This window comes from Paraburkholderia phymatum (assembly GCF_038900715.1).
Taxonomy (GTDB): Bacteria; Pseudomonadota; Gammaproteobacteria; order Burkholderiales; family Burkholderiaceae; genus Paraburkholderia; species Paraburkholderia phymatum_A.
Window position 1 is genome coordinate 256,740 of the sequence record NZ_JAYMRZ010000001.1, and the last position, 20,862, is coordinate 277,601.

At 63.5% G+C, this 20,862-nt stretch carries 18 protein-coding genes; 11 read left to right on the forward strand and 7 right to left on the reverse strand.

Translation table 11 applies throughout. The features are described from left to right. Nucleotides 1-125 precede the first annotated feature (125 nt). The 3 genes from lspA to VSR68_RS01145 all read right to left on the reverse strand — a co-directional run bounded on the left by lspA (nucleotide 126) and on the right by VSR68_RS01145 (nucleotide 4,667). Nucleotides 126-626: a signal peptidase II gene (gene lspA / locus VSR68_RS01135; protein ID WP_342938053.1), complete on the reverse strand. Its 501-nt coding sequence runs from the start codon at nucleotides 624-626 to the stop codon at nucleotides 126-128. Further along, nucleotides 626-3,463 (reverse strand): isoleucine--tRNA ligase, encoded by a 2,838-nt coding sequence (ileS, locus tag VSR68_RS01140; protein ID WP_342938054.1) that lies wholly within the window; start codon nucleotides 3,461-3,463, stop codon nucleotides 626-628. The genes lspA and ileS overlap by 1 nt, the downstream gene beginning before the upstream one ends. 211 nt (nucleotides 3,464-3,674) lie before the next feature. Beyond that, entirely contained in the window at nucleotides 3,675-4,667 is a 993-nt protein-coding gene (locus VSR68_RS01145) for a bifunctional riboflavin kinase/FAD synthetase (protein ID WP_342938055.1), read from the reverse strand. A gap of 119 nt (nucleotides 4,668-4,786) precedes the next feature. On the opposite strand from VSR68_RS01145, the gene purN reads away from it, so the two are divergent. The 6 genes from purN to nadC all read left to right on the forward strand — a co-directional run bounded on the left by purN (nucleotide 4,787) and on the right by nadC (nucleotide 11,730). After that, a complete protein-coding gene (gene purN, locus VSR68_RS01150; protein ID WP_342938056.1) occupies nucleotides 4,787-5,452 on the forward strand; it encodes a phosphoribosylglycinamide formyltransferase in 666 nt (221 codons plus the stop codon). Beyond that, a complete protein-coding gene (locus tag VSR68_RS01155; protein ID WP_342938057.1) occupies nucleotides 5,449-6,711 on the forward strand; it encodes an RsmB/NOP family class I SAM-dependent RNA methyltransferase in 1,263 nt (420 codons plus the stop codon). Before purN ends, VSR68_RS01155 begins: the two co-directional genes overlap by 4 nt. A 79-nt stretch (nucleotides 6,712-6,790) precedes the next feature. Further along, nucleotides 6,791-8,164: a mechanosensitive ion channel family protein gene (locus VSR68_RS01160; protein ID WP_342938058.1), complete on the forward strand. Its 1,374-nt coding sequence runs from the start codon at nucleotides 6,791-6,793 to the stop codon at nucleotides 8,162-8,164. Nucleotides 8,165-8,371: 207 nt separating this feature from the next. Further along, complete coding sequence (locus VSR68_RS01165) at nucleotides 8,372-9,568, forward strand: DesA family fatty acid desaturase (protein WP_342938059.1); 1,197 nt, start codon at nucleotides 8,372-8,374, stop codon at nucleotides 9,566-9,568. 129 nt (nucleotides 9,569-9,697) lie between these two features. Next, the gene (nadA, locus tag VSR68_RS01170) at nucleotides 9,698-10,828 is read left to right on the forward strand and encodes a quinolinate synthase NadA (protein WP_342938060.1); all 1,131 of its coding nucleotides are present in this window, start codon (nucleotides 9,698-9,700) and stop codon (nucleotides 10,826-10,828) included. Then, nucleotides 10,828-11,730 (forward strand): carboxylating nicotinate-nucleotide diphosphorylase, encoded by a 903-nt coding sequence (gene nadC, locus VSR68_RS01175; RefSeq protein ID WP_342938061.1) that lies wholly within the window; start codon nucleotides 10,828-10,830, stop codon nucleotides 11,728-11,730. The genes nadA and nadC overlap by 1 nt, the downstream gene beginning before the upstream one ends. Before the next feature lie 106 nt (nucleotides 11,731-11,836). Here nadC and nadB read toward each other — a convergent pair whose 3' ends face one another. The 4 genes from nadB to radC all read right to left on the reverse strand — a co-directional run bounded on the left by nadB (nucleotide 11,837) and on the right by radC (nucleotide 15,052). Further along, nucleotides 11,837-13,435 (reverse strand): L-aspartate oxidase, encoded by a 1,599-nt coding sequence (nadB, locus tag VSR68_RS01180; protein WP_342938062.1) that lies wholly within the window; start codon nucleotides 13,433-13,435, stop codon nucleotides 11,837-11,839. A gap of 280 nt (nucleotides 13,436-13,715) precedes the next feature. Then, nucleotides 13,716-13,883, reverse strand: coding sequence for a 50S ribosomal protein L33 (gene rpmG, locus VSR68_RS01185; RefSeq protein WP_087733803.1), 168 nt, complete (start codon nucleotides 13,881-13,883; stop codon nucleotides 13,716-13,718). 10 nt (nucleotides 13,884-13,893) lie between these two features. After that, on the reverse strand, nucleotides 13,894-14,127 hold the full coding sequence (rpmB, locus tag VSR68_RS01190; protein WP_004186391.1) for a 50S ribosomal protein L28: 234 nt from the start codon (nucleotides 14,125-14,127) through the stop codon (nucleotides 13,894-13,896). A 244-nt stretch (nucleotides 14,128-14,371) separates the two neighbouring features. After that, nucleotides 14,372-15,052: a RadC family protein gene (gene radC / locus VSR68_RS01195; RefSeq protein WP_428983443.1), complete on the reverse strand. Its 681-nt coding sequence runs from the start codon at nucleotides 15,050-15,052 to the stop codon at nucleotides 14,372-14,374. Nucleotides 15,053-15,325: 273 nt separating this feature from the next. Here radC and VSR68_RS01200 point away from each other — a divergent pair, with 273 nt between their 5' ends. The 5 genes from VSR68_RS01200 to VSR68_RS01220 all read left to right on the forward strand — a co-directional run bounded on the left by VSR68_RS01200 (nucleotide 15,326) and on the right by VSR68_RS01220 (nucleotide 20,847). Beyond that, complete coding sequence (locus VSR68_RS01200; RefSeq protein ID WP_342938064.1) at nucleotides 15,326-15,781, forward strand: peptidylprolyl isomerase; 456 nt, start codon at nucleotides 15,326-15,328, stop codon at nucleotides 15,779-15,781. 2 nt (nucleotides 15,782-15,783) lie between these two features. Further along, nucleotides 15,784-16,743, forward strand: coding sequence for a 4-hydroxy-3-methylbut-2-enyl diphosphate reductase (ispH, locus tag VSR68_RS01205; protein ID WP_342938065.1), 960 nt, complete (start codon nucleotides 15,784-15,786; stop codon nucleotides 16,741-16,743). Nucleotides 16,744-17,281: 538 nt separating this feature from the next. Further along, nucleotides 17,282-18,481: a branched-chain amino acid ABC transporter substrate-binding protein gene (locus VSR68_RS01210; protein WP_342938066.1), complete on the forward strand. Its 1,200-nt coding sequence runs from the start codon at nucleotides 17,282-17,284 to the stop codon at nucleotides 18,479-18,481. A gap of 227 nt (nucleotides 18,482-18,708) precedes the next feature. After that, entirely contained in the window at nucleotides 18,709-19,659 is a 951-nt protein-coding gene (locus VSR68_RS01215) for a branched-chain amino acid ABC transporter permease (RefSeq protein WP_087733808.1), read from the forward strand. An 18-nt stretch (nucleotides 19,660-19,677) separates the two neighbouring features. Beyond that, nucleotides 19,678-20,847, forward strand: coding sequence for an ABC transporter permease subunit (locus VSR68_RS01220; protein WP_342938067.1), 1,170 nt, complete (start codon nucleotides 19,678-19,680; stop codon nucleotides 20,845-20,847). Nucleotides 20,848-20,862: the final 15 nt, after the last annotated feature.

Sequence of the window (20,862 nt, forward strand, 5' to 3'; positions counted from 1 at the left end):
TTCGTACTGCAAGACTGCTGCCTGATCGCGAGCGGCACGGCTTACGTTTTGCCGAGGCCCACGTGCTGCGTGCGGCCGGAGATGCGCCGCGCGCAGCGTGTTGTTATTCGCGTCAAGCGTCGCGCTCAGCGCGCGCCGCGCACGCGCCGCAGTTCGTCGAACACGAGCAGCGCCGCGCCGATCGTGATCGCGCTATCCGCGAGATTGAACGCCGGCCAGTGCCACGTGCCGACGTGAAAGTCGAGGAAGTCGATCACATGGCCGTACAGCAGACGATCGATCACGTTGCCGATCGCGCCGCCCATGATCAGCGCGAGCGCCGTGCAGAACAGCTTCTGCGTGCCGTGGCGCTTGAGCAGATAGCAGATCAGCAACGCCGCCGCGACGCCCAGCGCGGTGAATGCCCAGCGCTGCCAGCCGCCCGCCATCGCGAGAAAGCTGAACGCGGCGCCGCGGTTGTAGACGAGCACGAGGTTGAAGAACGGCGCGATCACGTGCGACGAGCCGTAAGCAAACACCTTCGCGACCGCGATCTTCGTCAACTGATCGAACAGGATCACGACGACCGCGACGCCCAGCCACGGCGCGAGCGAACCGCCCGTCGATTTCGACAGCGTTCTGGACATTATGCCGCGCTCCTCGTTTCGCCGTTGCCGAACAGATTGCTGATGCAGCGGCCGCACAGCGTCGGATGTTCGGCGTTTTCGCCCACGTCCTTGCGGTAGTGCCAGCAGCGCTCGCACTTCAGGTACTTCGACGTGATCACGTCGACGCCTTCTTCCGCTTCGCTGTTCACCTTCACGACCGTTGCACCCGACGTGATCAGCACGAATTTCAGGTCGGCGCCGAGGCTCGCGAGCGCATCGTGACGCGCGCCGCTCGCGCGGATCTCGACTTCCGCCTGCAGCGACGAGCCGATCTGGTTCGCGACGCGCGCTTCTTCCAGCGCCTTCGTCACGTCGCTGCGCACCGAGCGCAGCAGCGTCCACTTGTCGAGCAGCGCGGGCGCGTCCGGCACTTCCGGATACGCGTGATACGTCTCGGTGAAGATGGTTTCGCTTTGCGGCTGGAACACCTTCCACGCTTCTTCGGCCGTGAACGACAGGAACGGCGCCATCAGACGCAGCAGGCCCTGCGCGATGTGATACAGCGCGGTTTGCGCCGAACGGCGCGCGTTCGAATCGGGCGCCGTCGTGTACAGGCGGTCCTTCAGCACGTCGAGATAGAAGCCGCCGAGGTCTTCCGAGCAGAACGTCTGCAGCTTCGCGACGACCGGGTGGAACTCGTACTTGTCGAAGTGCGAGAGGATGTCGGCTTGCAGATTGGCCGTCAGCGCAAGCGCGTAACGGTCGATTTCGAGCCACTCGCTGACGGGTCGCGCGTGCTTCTCGAAGTCGAAGTCCGACAGGTTCGCGAGCAGAAAGCGCAGCGTGTTGCGGATGCGTCGATAGCTTTCCGTCACGCGCTTCAGGATTTCTTCGGAGATCGCGAGTTCGCCCGAGTAGTCGGTCGACGCGATCCACAGGCGGATGATTTCCGCGCCCAGCCGGTTCGCGACTTCATGCGGATCGATGCCGTTGCCGAGCGACTTCGACATCTTGCGGCCTTCGCCGTCGACGGTGAAGCCGTGCGTGAGCAGCGCGTTGTACGGCGGGCGGCCATCGAGCATCGACGCCGTCAGCAGCGACGAGTGGAACCAGCCGCGATGCTGGTCCGAGCCTTCGAGGTAGAGATCCGCCGGGAATTGCAACTGGTCCTTGTGCGAGCCGCGCAGCACGTGCCAGTGCGTCGTGCCCGAGTCGAACCACACGTCAAGCGTGTCGCGGTTCTTTTCGTACATGTTCGCGTCGTCGCCGATCAGCTCGCGCGGATCGAGCGTCTGCCACGCCTCGATGCCCGACACTTCCACGCGCTTCGCGACTTCTTCGAGCAGCTCCGGCGTGCGCGGATGCAGCTCGCCCGTTTCCTTGTGGACGAAAAACGCCATCGGCACGCCCCATTGGCGCTGGCGCGACAGCGTCCAGTCGGGGCGATTCGCGATCATCGCGAAGAGGCGCTGCTTGCCCCACGACGGATAGAACGCCGTCGCTTCGATGCCTTCCAGCGCGGTTTCGCGAAGCGTCTTGTCGCCGTCGTTCGGCTTGATGTCCATGCCGGCGAACCACTGCGACGTCGCGCGGTAGATGATCGGCGTCTTGTGGCGCCAGCAGTGCATGTAGCTGTGCACGTACTTTTCGGTGCGCAGCAGCGTGCCCGCTTCGTCGAGCGCTTCGACGATCTTCGGATTCGCCGCCCAGATCGACAGGCCGCCGAACAGCGCGAGCGATTCGATGTAGCGTCCGTCGCCCATCACCGGGTTGATGATGTCCGAGTCGGCCATGCCGTGCGCCTTGCACGAAACGAAGTCTTCGACGCCATACGCCGGCGACGAGTGCACGATGCCCGTGCCCGTCTCCGTCGTCACGTACTCGCCGAGGTACACGGGCGACGTGCGCTTGTAACCGGGGTGCGCGGACGCGAGCGGGTGCGTGAAGCGCACGTTCGCGAGCTTCGCGCCGGGCGCCGTCGCGATCACGCGGCCTTCGAAGCCGTACGTTTTCAGGCATGCCTCGACGCGTTCCTCCGCGAGGATCAGCAGGCCGCGCGGCGTATCGACTAGCGCATACGCGATGTCCGGGTGCACGTTGAGCGCCTGGTTCGCGGGGATCGTCCACGGGGTCGTCGTCCAGATGACGATGCCGCCTTCGTCGCGCGGCAGCGACGCGAGGCCGAACGCCTGCGCCGTCTTGTCGGTTTCCGCGAACGGGAACAGCACGTCGATGGTCGGATCGGTCTTGTCTTTGTACTCGACTTCCGCTTCCGCCAGCGCCGAGCCGCAATCGAAGCACCAGTTCACCGGCTTCAGGCCGCGGAACACGTAGCCCTTTTCCATGATCTTCGCGAGCGCGCGGATTTCGCCGGCTTCGTTCGCGAAGTTCATCGTCTTGTACGGATTGTCCCAGTCGCCGAGCACGCCCAGACGGCGGAAGCCGGCCTTCTGCTTCTCGATCTGCTCGGTCGCGTAGGCGCGCGCCTTCTGCATCACTTCGGCGGCGGGCAGCGATTTGCCGAACTGCTTTTCGATCTGGATCTCGATCGGCATGCCATGGCAGTCCCAGCCCGGCACGTAGACGGCGTCGAAGCCCGCCATGTTGCGCGCCTTGACGATCATGTCCTTCAGGATCTTGTTCACTGCGTGGCCGAGGTGTATGTCGCCGTTTGCATACGGCGGGCCGTCGTGCAGCACGAACTTCCTGCGCCCCTTGGAGGCAGAACGGATCTTCTCGTAGACCTTGCCTTCCTGCCAGTCCTTGACCCATTGCGGCTCGCGCTTGGGCAGGTCGCCGCGCATCGGGAAGGGCGTGTCCAGCAGGTTGACGGGATACCGGGCCTGCGGTTTCGAATCGGCTTTCTTGTTGCTCATGGTGACGTAGCGGTGAATACGGTGTTAGGGCGCGGCATGCGCGAACGGCCTGAGTGGCGCCGGGCGCGGCGCGTTGCGCCCGGCGTCGCGCACGACGCGGGGGCCATCGCATTGCACGCTGCTGTCCAGGCCACATGCTGCGCGCGGCGCCCCTCGATGCGCGGTGGACGGTACGTGCATCATGCGATGTGTCGCGCACGTACCGCGTCGGTCATCTAATTCGATCGGTGGCCGATGTGGCGAAACCCGTGGAACAGCTGCCCGGTGCATCGCCGATTGCTTCGAACCACGCGCGGGCATGCGTGACGTCGCGCGCGATCGCGGCCGTCAGCGTTTCGAGGTCGACGAATTTTTCCTCGTCGCGCAGCTTCTTCAGAAACTCGACGCGCACCAGTTTGCCGTATGCATCGCCGTGCCAGTCGAGCAGATGCACTTCGAGCAGCACGCGGCCGGAATCGTCGACAGTCGGACGCAAGCCGAGGCTCGCGACGCCCGGCAACGGTTTGTCTTCGATGCCGTGCACGCGCACGATGAAAATGCCCGACAGCGCGGGACGCTTGTGCGCGATCGGCAGATTCAGCGTGGGAAAGCCGAGATCGCGGCCGAGCTTCAACCCATGCACCACGTGGCCGCTGATCAGATAGTCGCGGCCGAGCGCGGCGCGCGCCGCGTCGAGATCGCCCGACACCAGCGACGCGCGCACGCCAGAACTCGAAATGCGTGCACCCGACGGATCGGCGACGGTCGCCATCTGCTCGACTTCGAAGCCGTACTGCTCGCCCGCTGCCTTGAGCGAAGCGAAATCGCCGGCGCGCTTCGCGCCGTAGCGAAAGTCGTCGCCGATCATCACCCAGCGCGCGTGCAAGCCGTTGACGATGATCCTTTCGACGAAAGCATTCGGTGACTGGCTCGCGAACGTGTGATTGAAATGCTCGACGACCACGCGGTCGACGCCGTTCATGCGCAGCGCTTCGAGCTTGTCGCGCAGCATCGCGATGCGCGGCGGCGCGCTCGCGGGATTGAAGAACTCGCGCGGATGCGGCTCGAAGGTCATCACGCAGACGGGCAGGCCGCGCGCGTCGGCGGCGGCGCGGACACGGGCGAGCAATGCCTGATGCCCGCGGTGGACACCGTCGAAATTGCCGATGGTCAGCGCGCAGGGCGCACGGCTCTCGGCATTGGGAAGACCGCGAAAGACTCTCACAATAGCGGGCGATGGGATTTGAGCGGGCCAGATGCCGCAAAACAATCGATTATAAACGCACAGGGCCACACACGGCGCCGCGGCGCGGATTGGCGGTTGCCGAATGATAAAATCCGCGGATGAAAAATCTCGTCATTCTGATTTCCGGGCGGGGCAGCAACATGGAAGCCATCGTACGCGCCTGCGCCAGCGAAGGCTGGCCGGCGCGGGTCGCCGCCGTGATTGCCAACCGTCCAGACGCCGCCGGGCTTGCGTTCGCGGCGTCGCAAGGCATTGCGACGGTGGTCGTCGACCATCGCCAGTTTTCCGACCGCGAAACCTTCGATGCGGCGCTCGCGCGCGAAATCGACAGTTTCGAACCCGATCTCGTCGTGCTCGCCGGCTTCATGCGCGTGTTGACGAACGGTTTCGTCGATCGTTATGCGGGCCGCATGCTCAACGTGCATCCGTCGCTGCTGCCGAGCTTTCCGGGCCTCAAAACGCACCAGCAGGCGCTCGACGCCGGCGTGCGGCTGCACGGCGCATCGGTGCATTTCGTCACCTCGCAGCTGGATCATGGGCCGATCGTCGTGCAATCGGCTGTGCCCGTGCGTGCCGGCGACGATGCCGCGACGCTCGCCGCGCGCGTGCTCGAAACCGAGCACGTGATCTATCCGCGCGCGGTGCGCTGGTTCGTCGAAGGGCGCATCGCGCTCGACGGCCTGCGCGTCACGGTGACGCCGCCCGAGCCTCAGTGGCTCTTCGTTGACACAGCAAGCCAGAACGCTGCCGGGGAGGCTGCATGAGACTGCATGGATTTCTGATCGGACAAACTGAGACGCTGCTCGCGGACGTCCTTAAGTTCACGGGCCCCGCGGATGCGACGACCAGCCGGTTTTTCCGCGCGCATCCGAAGCTCGGCCACGGCGAGCGCGGCGTGATCGCGGAAGCGGTGTTTGCGGTGCTGCGTCGGCGGATGGAATTTGCGCATCTGGCGGAAAGCGGAACCGGCAGTCCTAACCGGCGTCTCGCGCTGCTCGGACTGATGCAGACGGCGGGCCGCACGGCGCTGAAACCGTTCGTTTCCGACGCGGAAGGCGCGTGGCTCGAGCATGTGTCGAAGGTCGATCCGCAAAGCCTGCCGCTGCGCACGCGTCTGAACCTGCCGGACTGGATCTGCCAGGCACTCGGCACGCGGTTCGTCGAAGCCGAGGAGCTCTCGCGTCTGGCCGCCGCGCTCAACTATCCAGCGCCGCTGGACCTGCGCGCGAATCCGATCAAGGCAAGCCGCGACGAAGTGCTGGACGCGCTGTCCAGGGCGGGCATCGAAGCTGGCGCCACGCCGTATGCGCCGCTTGGCGTGCGCGTGGTCGGCAAGCCGCCGTTGTCGAAGCTCGACGCGTTCCAGAACGGCTGGCTCGAAGTGCAGGACGAGGGCAGTCAGTTGTTGTGCGCGCTGGTCGCGCCCAAGCGCGGCGAGATGGTCGTCGACTTCTGTGCGGGCGCGGGCGGCAAGACGCTGGCGCTCGGCGCGATGATGCGCTCGACGGGCCGTCTCTACGCATTCGACATTTCCGACCGCCGCCTTGCCAAGCTCAAGCCGCGCCTTGCGCGCAGTGGCTTGTCGAACGTGAACCCCGTGCTGATCGACAGCGAGCATGACGCGAAGATCAAGCGCCTTGCGGGCAAGATCGATCGCGTGCTGGTCGACGCGCCGTGCAGCGGTCTCGGCACGCTGCGCCGCAATCCCGATCTGAAATGGCGCCAGTCGCCGGAATCGATCGCCGAGCTGACGCCGAAGCAGTTGTCCATCCTGACGAGCGCGGCGCGTCTCGTGAAGAAGGGCGGGCGGCTCGTCTATGCGACCTGCAGCATTCTCGAAGCGGAGAACGAAGGCGTCGTGCGACAGTTTCTCGCCGATCATCCCGATTTCGAGCTGGTGCCCGCGCGCGACGTGCTCGCCGAGCAGCGTATCGATCTCGACATGGGCGACTTCCTCTCGCTGTGGCCGCACCGTCATTCGACGGATGGCTTCTTCGCCGCCGTGCTGGAGCGCCGCGGGTAAGGCCGGCCGCGCGACCGGCCAGGGTTGAAGCGGTCCCGCCGGCGCACGCGTCGGCGTTGCGTCGGCTGCAGGAAACATCATGCAAAACCATCTGTTGTTCCATACGCTGGGCGACGTCGTGCGCGACTTCGGCCAGCCCGTGATTCTGTGGCAGCTCGGTGTGCTGCTGGGCGCGCTGGCGCTCGCGTGGGTGCTCGCGCGCGTCGCGCGTCGCGCGCTCGACGCGCAGCGCGAAACCCCACAGCGCGAAACGCGTTACGGCGCGCTGCGCTTCGGCGCGGAAGCGCTCAATCGCGCGCTGTTCCCGCTGCTGGGCGGCATTCTCGTCTGGATCTCGCAGACGATTGCGGGGCAGTTCATCCATACGTCGCTGCTGCAGCTCGCGATGGTGCCGCTCTTCGGCATCGGGCTGATCTACATCGCGTTCTATCTCGCGCGCCGCGTGTTCGGACGCGACGGCAGCACGCATACGTGGCTGTCGCTGGTCGAAAAGCTCGTGTCGCTGATGGTGTGGGTCGGCATGGTGCTGACCGTGATGGGCATCCAGAACGACGTGCTCAAATGGATGGCGAGCGTGCAGTTTCGCATCGCCAATACCCATTTGACGCTGCTGTCGTTGCTGTCGGGGCTGCTGTGGGTGTGCGTGACGATGATCGTCGCGATGTGGCTCGGCGCGGCGCTCGAAGACAAGCTGATGCGTTCGCGCTCGCTCGATGCGAACCTGAAAGTCGTGCTGTCGCGTGTCGGGCGCGCGCTGCTGATCCTCGCGGCGGTGCTGATGAGCCTGTCGCTGGTCGGGATCGACGTGACGGTGCTCGGCGTGTTCGGCGGGGCGCTCGGCGTCGGTCTCGGTTTCGGCCTGCAGAAGATCGCGAGCAACTACGTGTCGGGCTTCATCATCCTGATCGACCGGTCGCTGCGCATCGGCGACACGATCAACGTCAGCGGACTGCAAGGCATGGTCACGCAGATCCGCACGCGCTATACGGTGGTGCGAGGGCTCGACGGCATCGAAACGCTGATTCCGAACGAAAAGCTGATCACCGACGTCGTGCAGAACCAGTCGTCGTATCTGACGCGCGGCAACGCGAAGGCGACCGTGCAGGTCGCGTATTCGACGGATGTCGAAAAGGCGATGGCGCTGTTGGTCGAGGCCGCGAACGGCGTCGAGCGCGTGCTGCAGGAACCGAAGCCGACGCCTCTTCTCGCAGGCTTCGGCCCGGACGGCATCAATCTGGAACTCGGCTACTGGATCGAAGACGCGGCCACGGGCACGGCCGGCGTGCGTTCGAACGTGAACCGCAACATCTGGCGGCTCTTCACGGAAAACGGCATCTCGATTCCCTATGCGCAGCGCGACGTGCGCATCGTCACCGGCCCCGGCGACATCATGCCGCAGGCAGTCGCGATGACCACCGGGCGCGCGGCGAACGAACCCGGCAGCGCGGCCTGAGACGCGCCTCGGCGGGTAGCAACCGGACGTTCCCAGACCAATATCGGGAAACGCCCGGTTGATGCAACACAACAATTTTCTTTTTTGTTACAGACACTTGGAACGGTTCGCGTAAAATATCGTCCAAAACAATCTGCTTGCTTTCACTTTCTTGACATTCGCCGTTGTATTCTTCCGCGCATGTCTTCCATTCCCAGGTAAATGGCCTTGCTGAATTCCCTGCTTGATTTTATGGCGCACGGCGCGCTCCGTTTTTCGTGGTGGCAAATCGCGTTGTGGACGCTCGCCGTCACGCACGTGACGATCATCGGCGTCACGGTCTATCTGCACCGCTGCCAGGCGCACCGCGCGCTGGACCTGCATCCCATCGCGAGCCACTTTTTCCGCTTCTGGCTGTGGATGACCACGGGCATGCTGACGGGCCAGTGGGCCGCGATTCACCGCAAGCACCACGCAAAGTGCGAAACCGAAGACGATCCGCACAGCCCGCAGACGCGCGGCATCTGGAAGGTGCTGCTCGAAGGCGCCGAGCTGTATCGCACTGAAGCGAAGAATGAAGAGACGATGCGCAAGTTCAGCCACGGCACGCCGAACGACTGGCTCGAGCGCAACGTCTACACGAAGTACCCGATCCTCGGCGTGAGCCTGATGATGGTAATCGACGTGGCGCTGTTCGGTATCGTCGGTCTGACGGTATGGGCCGTGCAGATGATCTGGATTCCGTTCTGGGCGGCTGGCGTCGTGAACGGCCTCGGACACTTCTGGGGTTATCGAAACTTCAACTCGGCAGATGCGAGCACGAATCTGTTCCCGTGGGGCATCATCATCGGCGGCGAAGAGCTGCACAACAATCACCACACGTATGCGACGTCGGCCAAGCTGTCGAACAAGTGGTACGAGTTCGATATCGGCTGGATGTACATCCGCATCATGTCGGCGTTCCGTCTCGCCAAGGTGAAGAAGCTCGCGCCGACGCCGCGTCTGACCACCGGCAAGCTCGTGCTCGATCAGGACACGCTGCAGGCCGTGCTCGCGAACCGCTACGAAGTGATGGCGCGTTACGCGAAGGCGATCAAGCGCGCGTACCGTCAGGAACTCGCGCATTTGAAGGAAATGGGCGCGCGCGAGAAGTATCAGCTGATGCGCGGCGCCCGCACGTGGTTCCACAAGGAAGAAGCGGGTCTGGACGAGCCGCAGCGCCGCCAGCTTCCGCAGATTTTCGCGAACAGCCAGAAATTGCGCACGTACATCGAGTTGCGCAACGAACTGTCGGCGATGTGGGAGCGCTCGAATGCGTCGCGCGAACAACTGCTGGTGCAATTGCAGGATTGGTGCCATCGCGCGGAACAAAGCGGCATCAAGGCCCTGCAGGAATTTGCGATGCGCCTGCGTCGCTACGCATGATCGCCGACGAAATCTATTAAACTTTGGTTACGTCACAAAACCCCGCGTTGGCGGGGTTTTGCTTTTTGGGCCGCCGGAATCAGGCCACTCAAGGTTATCGGCGGCGGTATCAGCAGGGCAGAGGAGATCATGAATCAGGCGATCAGGAGCGTCGAATACGACCGCCCGCAGGGTGCGGCCTGCAGCGTCGGCCAGGCTTGGGCGAAGGTGCCCGAGACGCCTTCGGCGCAGGAGCGGCTCGCGTTGAAGGAGCGTATTCGTGGATTGCTCAAGCGTGAGAAAGCGGTGCTCGTCGCGCACTACTACGTCGATGCGGAGTTGCAGGAACTGGCGGACGAAACGGGCGGCTGCGTGGCCGATTCGCTGGAAATGGCACGTTTCGGACGCGATCACGATGCGCAAACGCTGGTCGTCGCCGGCGTGCGTTTCATGGGCGAGACCGCGAAGATTCTTAGTCCAGACAAGCGCATTCTGATGCCCGATTTGGACGCAACCTGCTCGCTCGATCTCGGCTGTCCCGTCGACGAATTTTCTGCGTTCTGCGATGCGCATCCGGACCGCACGGTCGTCGTCTATGCGAATACGAGCGCTGCGGTCAAGGCACGCGCCGACTGGATGGTGACGTCGTCGATCGGGCTGGAGATCGTCGCGGATCTGCATGCGCGCGGCGAAAAGATCATCTGGGCGCCGGACCGGCACCTGGGCGCCTACATCCAGAAGAAGACGGGCGCCGACATGCTGCTGTGGCAAGGCTCATGTCTCGTGCATGACGAGTTCAAGGGCGTCGAGCTTGATCTGATGCGCGCCGAGTATCCGCACGCGAAAGTGCTGGTGCATCCGGAGTCGCCGGAAAGCGTCGTGGCGCACGCGGATGTCGTGGGTTCGACCACGCAACTGATCGACGCGGCGAAGAACAGCGATGCGACGCACTTCATCGTCGCGACCGACCTGGGCATCCTGCACAAGATGCGTCTCGCGGCGCCCGGCAAGACCTTTATCGAAGCGCCCACGGCGGGCAACAGCGCGACCTGCAAGAGTTGCGCGCATTGTCCGTGGATGGCGATGAACGGCTTGCGCAATCTCGCCGAGGTGCTGGAGCACGGCCACAACGAAATCTTCGTCGATCCGGCAATCCGCGAGCGTGCGCGTCTGCCGATCGACCGCATGCTCGATTTCGCTGCGCGTCACAAGAAGCGCGTGCAGGCGAGCGGCGATCTCGCGCGCGATACGGCGCTGTTCTCGAATGTCGGAGCGGCTTGATGGGCGCGAATGAATCGATGGAGTTGAGGGACGCGGTGTCGCCGCTTTTCGCGGAAATCCGCGCGCAATACGGCGAGGCACTCGATACCGTGATCGCGCGCAATGTCGGTGATGCGCTTGCCGAGGACATCGGCACAGGCGATCTGACGGGCCTGCTCGTTGCCGCCGACGAGATGCACGACGCCCGCATCATCGTGCGCGAAGAGGCAGTGTTGTGCGGTGTGCCGTGGTTCAACGAAGTGATGCGCCGTGTCGATCCGCGTATCGACGTGCAATGGCGTTATCGCGAAGGCGACCTCATGGCGACGGATTCCGTCGTATGCACGTTGCGCGGTCCGGCTCGCGCGTTGCTCACCGCCGAGCGCAACGGGCTTAATTTCCTGCAGATGCTGTCGGGCGTCGCGAGCGCGACGCGCAGGTTCGCCGATGCGATCGCGCATACGCGCGCACGCGTGCTCGATACGCGCAAAACACTGCCGGGGCTGCGTCTCGCGCAAAAGTACGCGGTGCGCGTCGGCGGCGGCGCGAACCAGCGGCTCGCGCTCTACGACGGCATCCTGATCAAGGAGAATCACATCGCGGCGGCGGGCGGCGTGGGCGCGGCGATGGACGCGGCACTCGCGCTGAACGCGGGCGTCCCGATCCAGATCGAAGTCGAAACGCTCGAACAGCTGGCGTCGGCGCTCGCGCACGGCGCGCAGTCGATTCTTCTCGACAACTTCTCGCTGGACATGATGCGCGAAGCCGTGCGTATCACTGCCGGCCGCGCGGTGCTCGAAGTATCGGGCGGCGTGAACTTCGATACGATCCGGCAGTTCGCGGAGACGGGGGTCGACCGAATCTCCGTCGGCTCGCTGACGAAGGACGTGCGCGCGACCGACTTTTCGATGCGCATCGTTTGACCGCGTAGCCGGCGCCGGAAAGCAAAAGGCCATCGCCCGATCTACGGGCGATGGCCTTTTCGTTTTACTGCTCAACAGCGCTGAATAGCCGCCAACAGGGATAGCGCTATACGTTCCGATTCGGCACGCGCTCCGGGGACAGCACGGTCGGCAGCGCCTTGGGCAACGCGTTCGGCCAGTCACGGCTGTAATGCAGCCCACGGCTTTCGCGCCGCGAGCGCGCGCTATCGACGATCAGCGAAGCCACGTCGACCAGGTTGCGCAGCTCGAGCAGATCGCGGCTCACCTTGAAGTTCGCGTAGTACTCGTGGATCTCGTCGCGCAGCAGCGCGAGCCGGTGCCGCGCGCGCGCCAGACGCTTGTCCGTGCGCACGATGCCGACGTAATTCCACATCAGGCGGCGCAGCTCGTCCCAGTTGTGCGCGACGACGACCTCCTCATCGGCATCGGCGACGCGGCTCTCATCCCAATCGGGCAGCGGAGCATGCACGGCCGCACCGAAGCCTTCTTCTTCGATCGCCTGCGCGGCCGACCGTCCGATCACGAGACACTCGAGCAGGGAATTGCTCGCGAGCCTGTTCGCGCCGTGCAAGCCGGTGCACGACGTCTCGCCGACCGCATAGAGTCCTGTCAGATCCGTGCGTCCGGCGAGATCCGTGACGACCCCGCCGCAGGTGTAGTGAGCCGCCGGCACGACTGGAATCGGCTCTTTCGTAATGTCGATGCCGAATTCCAGGCACCGCGCGAGAATCGTCGGAAAATGTTCACGCAGAAATTCGGCCGGCTGGTGGCTGATGTCGAGATACACGCAGTCGATGCCGCGCTTCTTGATCTCGAAGTCGATCGCGCGCGCGACGATATCGCGCGGCGCCAGTTCGGCGCGCTCGTCGTGGGCCGGCATGAAGCGCGTGCCGTCGGGCAGCTTCAGGATGCCGCCTTCGCCACGCACCGCTTCCGTGATCAGAAACGACTTGGCGTACGGGTGGAACAGGCACGTCGGGTGAAACTGGATGAACTCCATGTTCGACACGCGGCAGCCGGCTCGCCAGGCCATCGCGATGCCGTCGCCCGTCGCGGTATCGGGATTCGTGGTGTAGAGATAGACCTTGCCGGCGCCGCCCGTTGCGAGCACGGTGTGCGGCGCCTCGATCGTGACCGTGCGCCCGCTCGCCAGATCGAGCGCATAGAGGCCGTGGCAGCGGCGTCCCGGCATGCCCAGTCGGTCCGACGTGATCAGATCGATCGCGTAGTGATCTTCGAGCAGCGTGATGTTCGGATGATGCCGCACGCGCTCGCTCAGCGTCGCGACGACGGCGTGGCCGGTGGCGTCCGCCGCGTGAATGATGCGGCGATGGCTGTGGCCGCCTTCACGCGTCAGATGGAAGCCGAGTTCGGCGGCGTCGTCTTTCGTGAAGGGTACGCCCTGGTCGATCAGCCACTGGATCGCCTCGCGGCCATGTTCGACGATAAAGCGCGTCGCGGCTTCGTCGCACAATCCGCCGCCGGCGACCAGCGTGTCGTCGACGTGATTCTCCGTGCTGTCCGCCGAATCGAGCACGGCCGCGATGCCACCTTGCGCCCAATCGCTCGCGCCGTCTGTCAGCGAGCGTTTGGCGATCACGGCGACGCGCCGCGTTTGCGCGAGATTGAGCGCGACGGTCAAACCGGCGAGCCCGCTGCCGACAATCGCTACATCGAAATTCATCTCCTCTCTCCGTCGTATTGCGTGGCTGGTGCGGAAAATGCCGCCGCGGCCATTCGATTGGGAAATCGAAGAGCATACGCGTTGCAGCCGTCGAGGGAAAGCTGACCGAATGGCGAAGTCTATTGCGGACGGCGAAAGGGCTGCGGATCGCCGACGACGTCGACGGGAAAGACCGGCAAACGACGTCGGAGGGCGTCGTAAGGCGGGAAAGGGGAGCGCACAAAAACAAAAAGCCCCGCATTGAGCGGGGCTTTTTGTCGTCAACAGGCTGGAAACCGGATTACTTGATCTTCGTTTCCTTGTACGCCACATGCTTGCGAACGACGGGATCGAACTTCTTGATCTCCATCTTTTCCGGCATGTTGCGCTTGTTCTTCGTGGTCGTGTAGAAGTGACCCGTACCAGCGGTCGATTCCAGCTTGATCTTGTCGCGTGCGCCTTTGGCCATGATTTACTCCTTAGGCTTCGCCACGTGCGCGCAGATCTGCGAGCACCGAGTCGATACCGTTCTTGTCGATCAGGCGCAGACCGGCGTTCGAAACGCGCAGGCGCACCCAACGGTTTTCGCTTTCAACCCAGAAACGGCGGTTTTGCAGATTCGGGAGAAAACGACGCTTGGTCTTGTTGTTCGCGTGGGAAACGTTGTTGCCGCTCATCGGCGCTTTCCCAGTTACTTGGCATACGCGTGCCATGAGAGCACTCCTAATACGCTAATTCTGAGTTCGAACGCCGTGAAGTTTCCCGGGAAAACCAGAGGACCGAGCCGTAGCCGACTGCAATCACTCGCTTTCCGGAAAGGCCTTGGTGGCTTCGGAACAGGGTTGGAAAGAGGCAAACCGAGAGTCTAGCAGAAAAAGAGCCGCAAAATCAAACTTATTTGGAGACGGCTGGCGGCTGCGCAGCGGCATCGGCGCTCCGTGCCCAGTGTTCCAGATATCACGGCCAGCCCGCGCGGGCAAACGAGAACGTGTCGTTCGCGCCGATCACCAGATGGTCGATCAGTTGCACGTCGATGAGCGCGAGGGTATCGCGCAGCACCCGCGTGAGCTGGCGGTCGCTGGCGCTTGGCTTGACGGCGCCAGACGGGTGATTATGCGCGACGATTAGACTGGCCGCATTCACCGATAGCGCCCGCCGCACAATTTCGCGCGGATACACGGCCATGCGGGTGAGCGAGCCGCGCGAATTCTCCTCCGAGCGGATCAGCCGGTGGCGTGTGTCCAGAAAGAGACAAACGAACACCTCATAAGGCCGCGAGCCGATCAGCAGGCGCAAATAGTCTTCGACGGCTTCGGGCGAGTCGATCAACGGGCGCTCGCGCATCTTTTCCGCGAGCGCGCGGCGCGCCAGCTCCATGATGGCCAGCAATTGCGCCCGCTTGGCGGGGCCGACGCCGCGCGCGCCATTGAAATCGTCGGGCGTCGCGTCGAGCATTGCGCGCAGCGAGCCGAAGCGCTGCAGCAGCGAGCGTGCGACGTCGAAGACATTGTGTCCGGGCAGCCCGGAGCCCAGCACGAGCGCGACCAGTTCGGTATCGGATAGCGCCGCCGCGCCGGCGTCCAGCAGCCGTTCGCGCGGCATGTCGCGCAGCGGCCATACGGGCGCAGACACAGACATCGGCACGGGCGCCGAAACAGGCGCCGGCAAGGGCGCGGGGCGGCGAACTGAGGTTTTCTCCGCTCCGTTGAGCGGGATGACTATCGGATCGTTCATGGCAAGGTCCTTCCTGATTCGGTTGAGCGGCGACGACGCGCCGCGCAGCGGCGTTCCAGCCGGCTCGGGATATGTGGCTTACAATAGAGCCTTTGCGCACGGCGTCCGACGGCCTGCCATGCGCGCGACCCTCGCCGCCGCGCCCTGCGCCGCGCGCCATGACTGAATGAGTACCGCATGAGCATCATCGACATCTCCGAAGTGAAACCCGGTTCGCACGTCACGCTTCACTACCGGCTTTCGCTCGCCGATGGCGCCGAGATCGTCAGCACCTTCAACGACAAGCCCGCCACGCTGCTGCTGGGCGCCGGCCAACTGGCACAGCCGCTGGAAGACATTTTGCTGGGCCTGAAGGCGGGGCACCACTCGACCTTTCAGCTAGAGCCGGGCCAGGCATTCGGCCCGCGCAATCCTGAAATGATCCAGCGCGTGTCGCTGGCCACGCTGCGTGAAAACAGCATGATCGGAGAGGATTTTTCTCCCGGCGATCTCGTCGAATTCAATGCGCCGGGTGGCGGCCGCTACGCCGGCGTGCTCAAGGAAGTCGGCGAAACCTCGGCTCTCTTCGATTTCAACCATCCGCTCGCCGGCCAGGCGCTGACGTTCGAAGTAAAAATCATCGGGATCCTGTAAACATGAGCATCACGGACACGACTCTCGCCGAAGCTGAAATCCTGCTTGCGCAACCGCGCGGATTCTGCGCCGGCGTCGACCGGGCGATCGAGATCGTCGAACGCGCCATCAAGCTGTACGGTTCGCCGATCTACGTGCGCCACGAAATCGTTCATAACGCGTATGTCGTCGAGGACCTGCGCAAGAAGGGCGCGATTTTCATCGAGCAGCTCGAAGAAGTGCCCGCGGGCAGCACGGTGATTTTCAGCGCGCACGGCGTATCGAAGGCGGTGCGCGCCGAAGCCGAACAGCGCGGGCTGCGCGTGTACGACGCGACGTGTCCGCTCGTCACGAAGGTGCATATCGAAGTCGCGAAGATGCGCGCGGAAGGCTTCGACATTGTGATGATCGGCCACAAGGGCCATCCGGAAGTCGAAGGCACGATGGGGCAGACGGGCGAAGGCATGTATCTCGTCGAAGACATCGAGGACGTGCAGGCGCTGCAACTCGCCGATCCGCAACGCATCGCCTACGTGACGCAGACGACTCTGTCCGTCGACGATGCCGCGCAGATCATCACCGCGTTGAAGGCGAAGTATCCGAACATCAAGGAGCCGAAGAAGCAGGACATCTGCTACGCGACGCAAAACCGCCAGGACGCCGTCAAGTTCATGGCGCCGCAATGCGATGTCGTGATCGTCGTCGGCAGCCCGAACAGCTCGAATTCCAACCGGCTGCGCGAACTCGCCGAGAAACTCGGCGTGCCTGCCTATATGGTGGACTCGCCCGATCAGATCGATCCCGCCTGGGTCGCCGACAAGCGCCGCATCGGCGTGACGGCTGGCGCGTCGGCGCCCGAGGCGCTGGCGCAGGCCGTGATTGGCCGTCTGCGCGAACTCGGCGTGCGCAGCGTGCGCGCGCTGGAAGGCATCGAGGAAAACATCGCTTTTCCGCTGCCGCGCGGCCTCGGTTTGCCGGCCTGATGAACCGACCCCAATCAAAAAAGCGCGCCGTGGGCGCGCTTTTTTTGTATCGGCAGGAGCCGGAAATCGATTAAAAACGGTGCCGCATCATCGAAAAAGGCGAGGCGCACGGTGTTGGCGCGCACATTCTTTTTGATTTTTGGGGCGTATTTTGCCCTGAGACAAGTGATCGCACCCCGTTTTACATCAGACGAACGATTTGCTATCAGATCGATCGCACCGGTTCGGTGCTTTTTCGACTGCGAGGCTCGCTGTGAAGCCGCTTGGCATCGAAGTCCGCTCGACAGGCCTCACAGCGCCGCCCATGCAACAACTGATGTTGCGGAGCGTCATTCATGGTGCAACTGATGCACGAAAATCTGGCGCAACCGGGTTGCGATATTCATGCGCTAGAGGTCTCAAAAAGCGGTTGCAATGCAGGAAAACCCTGCGCATTCAACAATATTGCCCGTCGCATAATTGGAGTTACAATGCGCGCGTTCTCAAGGCTTCAGCGCCTCGGAACGCCAGATTTTGCAAGGCGCAGGAGACCTATTTAATGCGAGTCAAGTTTGCTTGTGCCGTGTCCATCGCGGCCGCGGTTGCGATGTTGACCGCGTGCAGCAAAAAAAACGATGGCGAGGCAGGCACGGGTGCATCGGCTGCAGTGGCAGCGTCGGCGCCTGCAAGCGAAGCGACTGTCGTGAAGATCGGCCATGCGGCCCCATTGACGGGCGGGATTGCGCATCTGGGAAAGGACAATGAAAACGGAGCGCGTCTCGCGACAGAGGAGATCAACGCGCAGGGGTTGACCATAGACGGCCGCAAGATCCAGCTTCAACTCGACGCGCAGGACGACGCAGGCGACCCGAAAACGGGAACGCAAGTCGCGCAGAAGCTGGTCGACGACCACGTCGTCGCCGTCGTCGGGCATCTGAATTCGGGTGTCTCGATTCCCGCATCGAAAATCTATAGCGACGCAGGCATCGTGCAGATCTCGCCGTCCTCGACGAATCCGGCCTATACGCAGCAGGGTTTCAAGACGACCTTCCGGGTCGTGGCAACCGATGCTCAGCAAGGTCCGGCGCTGGCGAACTACGCGACGAAGTCACTCGGCGCGAAACGGATCGCCGTCGTCGACGATGCGACTGCCTATGGCAAGGGTCTCGCCGACGAGTTCGCGAAGACGGCTGAAGCGGGTGGCGCGAAGATCGTCGCGCGCGAGGCGACCAATGACCGGGCCACGGATTTCCGGGCCATTCTCACCAAGATTAAAAGTGCTCAGCCGGACGCCATCATGTTCGGCGGCATGGATGCAACGGGCGGGCCGTTCACAAAACAGGCAGCCGCGCTCGGAATCAGGGCAAAAATCCTTGGCGGCGACGGCGTGTGCACCGACAAGGTAGGGGAGCTGGCGGGTAGTGCCGTTCAGAACCTCGTATGTTCGGAAGCAGGTCTTGCGCTTTCGAAGATGGACAGGGGAGCGGACTTCGAAAAGAAGTACGACGCACGCTTCCACACGCCGGTGCAGATTTACGCGCCGTTCACGTATGACGCTGTGTACGTGATCGTCGATGCAATGAAGCGCGCCAATTCGATCGAGCCGTCCAAGGTGCTCGCTGCGATGCCGTCGACCGACTACACAGGTGTCATCGGTCACATCGCATTCGACAACAAGGGCGATTTGAAAGAAGGCGCTATTACGCTTTACGACTTCAAGGACGGCAAGAAAGCGGTCCTCGATGTCGTGAAGATGTAATGACGGGACGTACAGCCTGACGGCACCGGACCATCCGACGGTGCCGTTTTTGCATCCGCGTCGAGTGCGACTGCCGCTGCAACCCAGCGACCATGAACGCTCGATGGAAATAACCCTTACCGGTCTTTTATATCAGTACCCGCAGTGCCGTTGCGATTCCGCAAAGCATCAGCGCCAACAGGCAGATGAAGAGCGCGAATCCAGTCGCACGGGCTAAGGAGCATTAAATGGATATTTTCATCCAGCAGGTTCTCAACGGGCTGGTGCTTGGCAGTGTCTACGCCATCATTGCACTCGGCTATACGATGGTGTACGGCATTCTCGGCATCATCAACTTCGCGCACGGCGACATCCTGATGGTGGGGGCGATGGTTGCCCTGTCTTGCATCGGTGTGTTGCAGAACCACTTCCCCGGTCTCGGCAACGTGCCGACGCTGTGCATCGCGCTGGCGATTGCCGCCGTGGTATGCGCGGTGGTGGGCTACACGATCGAGCGCGTCGCGTACCGGCCGCTGCGTAAAGCGCCGCGTCTCGCCCCGCTGATCACCGCAATCGGCGTGTCGATCCTGCTGCAAACGCTCGCGATGATGATCTGGTCGCGCAACCCGCTGCCGTTCCCGCAGCTTCTGCCGACCGATCCCCTCAACGTGATCAAGGCCACGGACACGACGCCGGGCGCCGTGATCTCGATGACTGAAATCGTGATCATCGTCGTCGCGTTCCTCGTGATGGCGGGCCTCCTGCTGCTCGTGCACAAGACGAAGCTCGGCCGCGCGATGCGCGCGATCGCCGAGAACCCGGGCGTCGCCTCGCTGATGGGCGTGAACCCGAACTTCGTGATCTCGGCGACCTTCATGATCGGCTCGGCGCTCGCTGCGCTGGCGGGCGTGATGATCGCGTCGGAATACGGCAACGCGCACTTCTACATGGGCTTCATCCCCGGCCTGAAGGCGTTCACGGCAGCCGTGCTCGGCGGTATCGGCAACCTGGGCGGCGCCATGGTCGGCGGCGTGATTCTCGGCCTGATCGAACAGCTGGGCGCGGGCTACATCGGCAATCTGACGGGTGGCGTGTTCGGCAGTAACTATCAGGACGTGTTCGCGTTCATCGTGCTGATCATCGTGCTGGTGTTCCGTCCGTCGGGCCTGCTCGGCGAACGTGTTGCGGACCGTGCGTAAGGGAAAGGAGTAAACACAATGACCTCAATTCAACCGATCGAGCCGTCCACGACGCTCGTCCCTGAACGCAACATGACGAAGACGCTGACGGTGGGCATCCTCACCGCCGTGTTCGTGATCGCCGCGCCGATGATCATCGGCACGGCAGGCGGCAACTACTGGGTTCGCGTGCTCGACTTCGCGATGCTGTACGTGATGCTCGCGCTGGGCCTGAACGTGGTGGTCGGCTTCGCCGGCCTGCTGGACCTGGGCTACATCGCGTTCTATGCAGTGGGCGCCTATACGGCGGCGCTGCTGAGCTCGCCGCACCTGTCCTCGCAGTTCGAATGGATCGCGCATCTCGCGCCGGGCGGCCTGCACACGCCGTTCTGGATCATCGTGCCGATCGCGATGGCGATTGCCGCGTTCTTCGGCGTGATTCTCGGTGCACCGACGCTGCGTCTGCGTGGCGACTACCTCGCGATCGTGACGTTGGGCTTCGGGGAAATCGTCCGGATCTTCCTGAACAACCTCGACCGTCCGGCGAACATCACGAACGGCCCGAAGGGCATCACGGGCATCGATCCGATCCACGTCGGCGACTTCAGCCTCTCGCAGTCGCACTCGCTGTTCGGCTTCCAGTTCCCGTCGGTGTACTCGTACTACTACGTGTTCGTGCTGTGCGCGCTGCTGGTGATCTGGGTGTGTACGCGCCTGCAGCACTCGCGCATCGGCCGCGCATGGGCCGCGATCCGCGAAGACGAAATCGCCGCGAAGGCGATGGGCATCAACACGCGTGACGTGAAGCTGCTCGCGTTTGCGATGGGCGCGTCGTTCGGCGGCCTGTCGGGTGCGATGTTCGGCATGTTCCAGGGCTTCGTGTCGCCGGAATCGTTCACGCTGCCGGAATCGATCGTCGTGCTCGCGTGCGTCGTGCTGGGCGGCATGGGCCACATTCCGGGCGTGATTCTCGGCGCCGTGCTGCTCGCCGTGCTGCCGGAATTCCTGCGCTCGACGATGGGCCCGCTGCAAAACATGCTCTTCGGTCATGAGATCGTCGATACGGAAGTGATCCGTCAGCTCGTCTACGCACTCGCGATGGTGCTGATCATGCTGTACCGCTCGGAAGGCCTGTGGCCGTCGCCGAAGCATGAGGACAAGATCGCGAAACTGGCGAAGCGCGGCGGCAAGAAGCCGGTGCGCGCGTAACGGACCACGGATCGA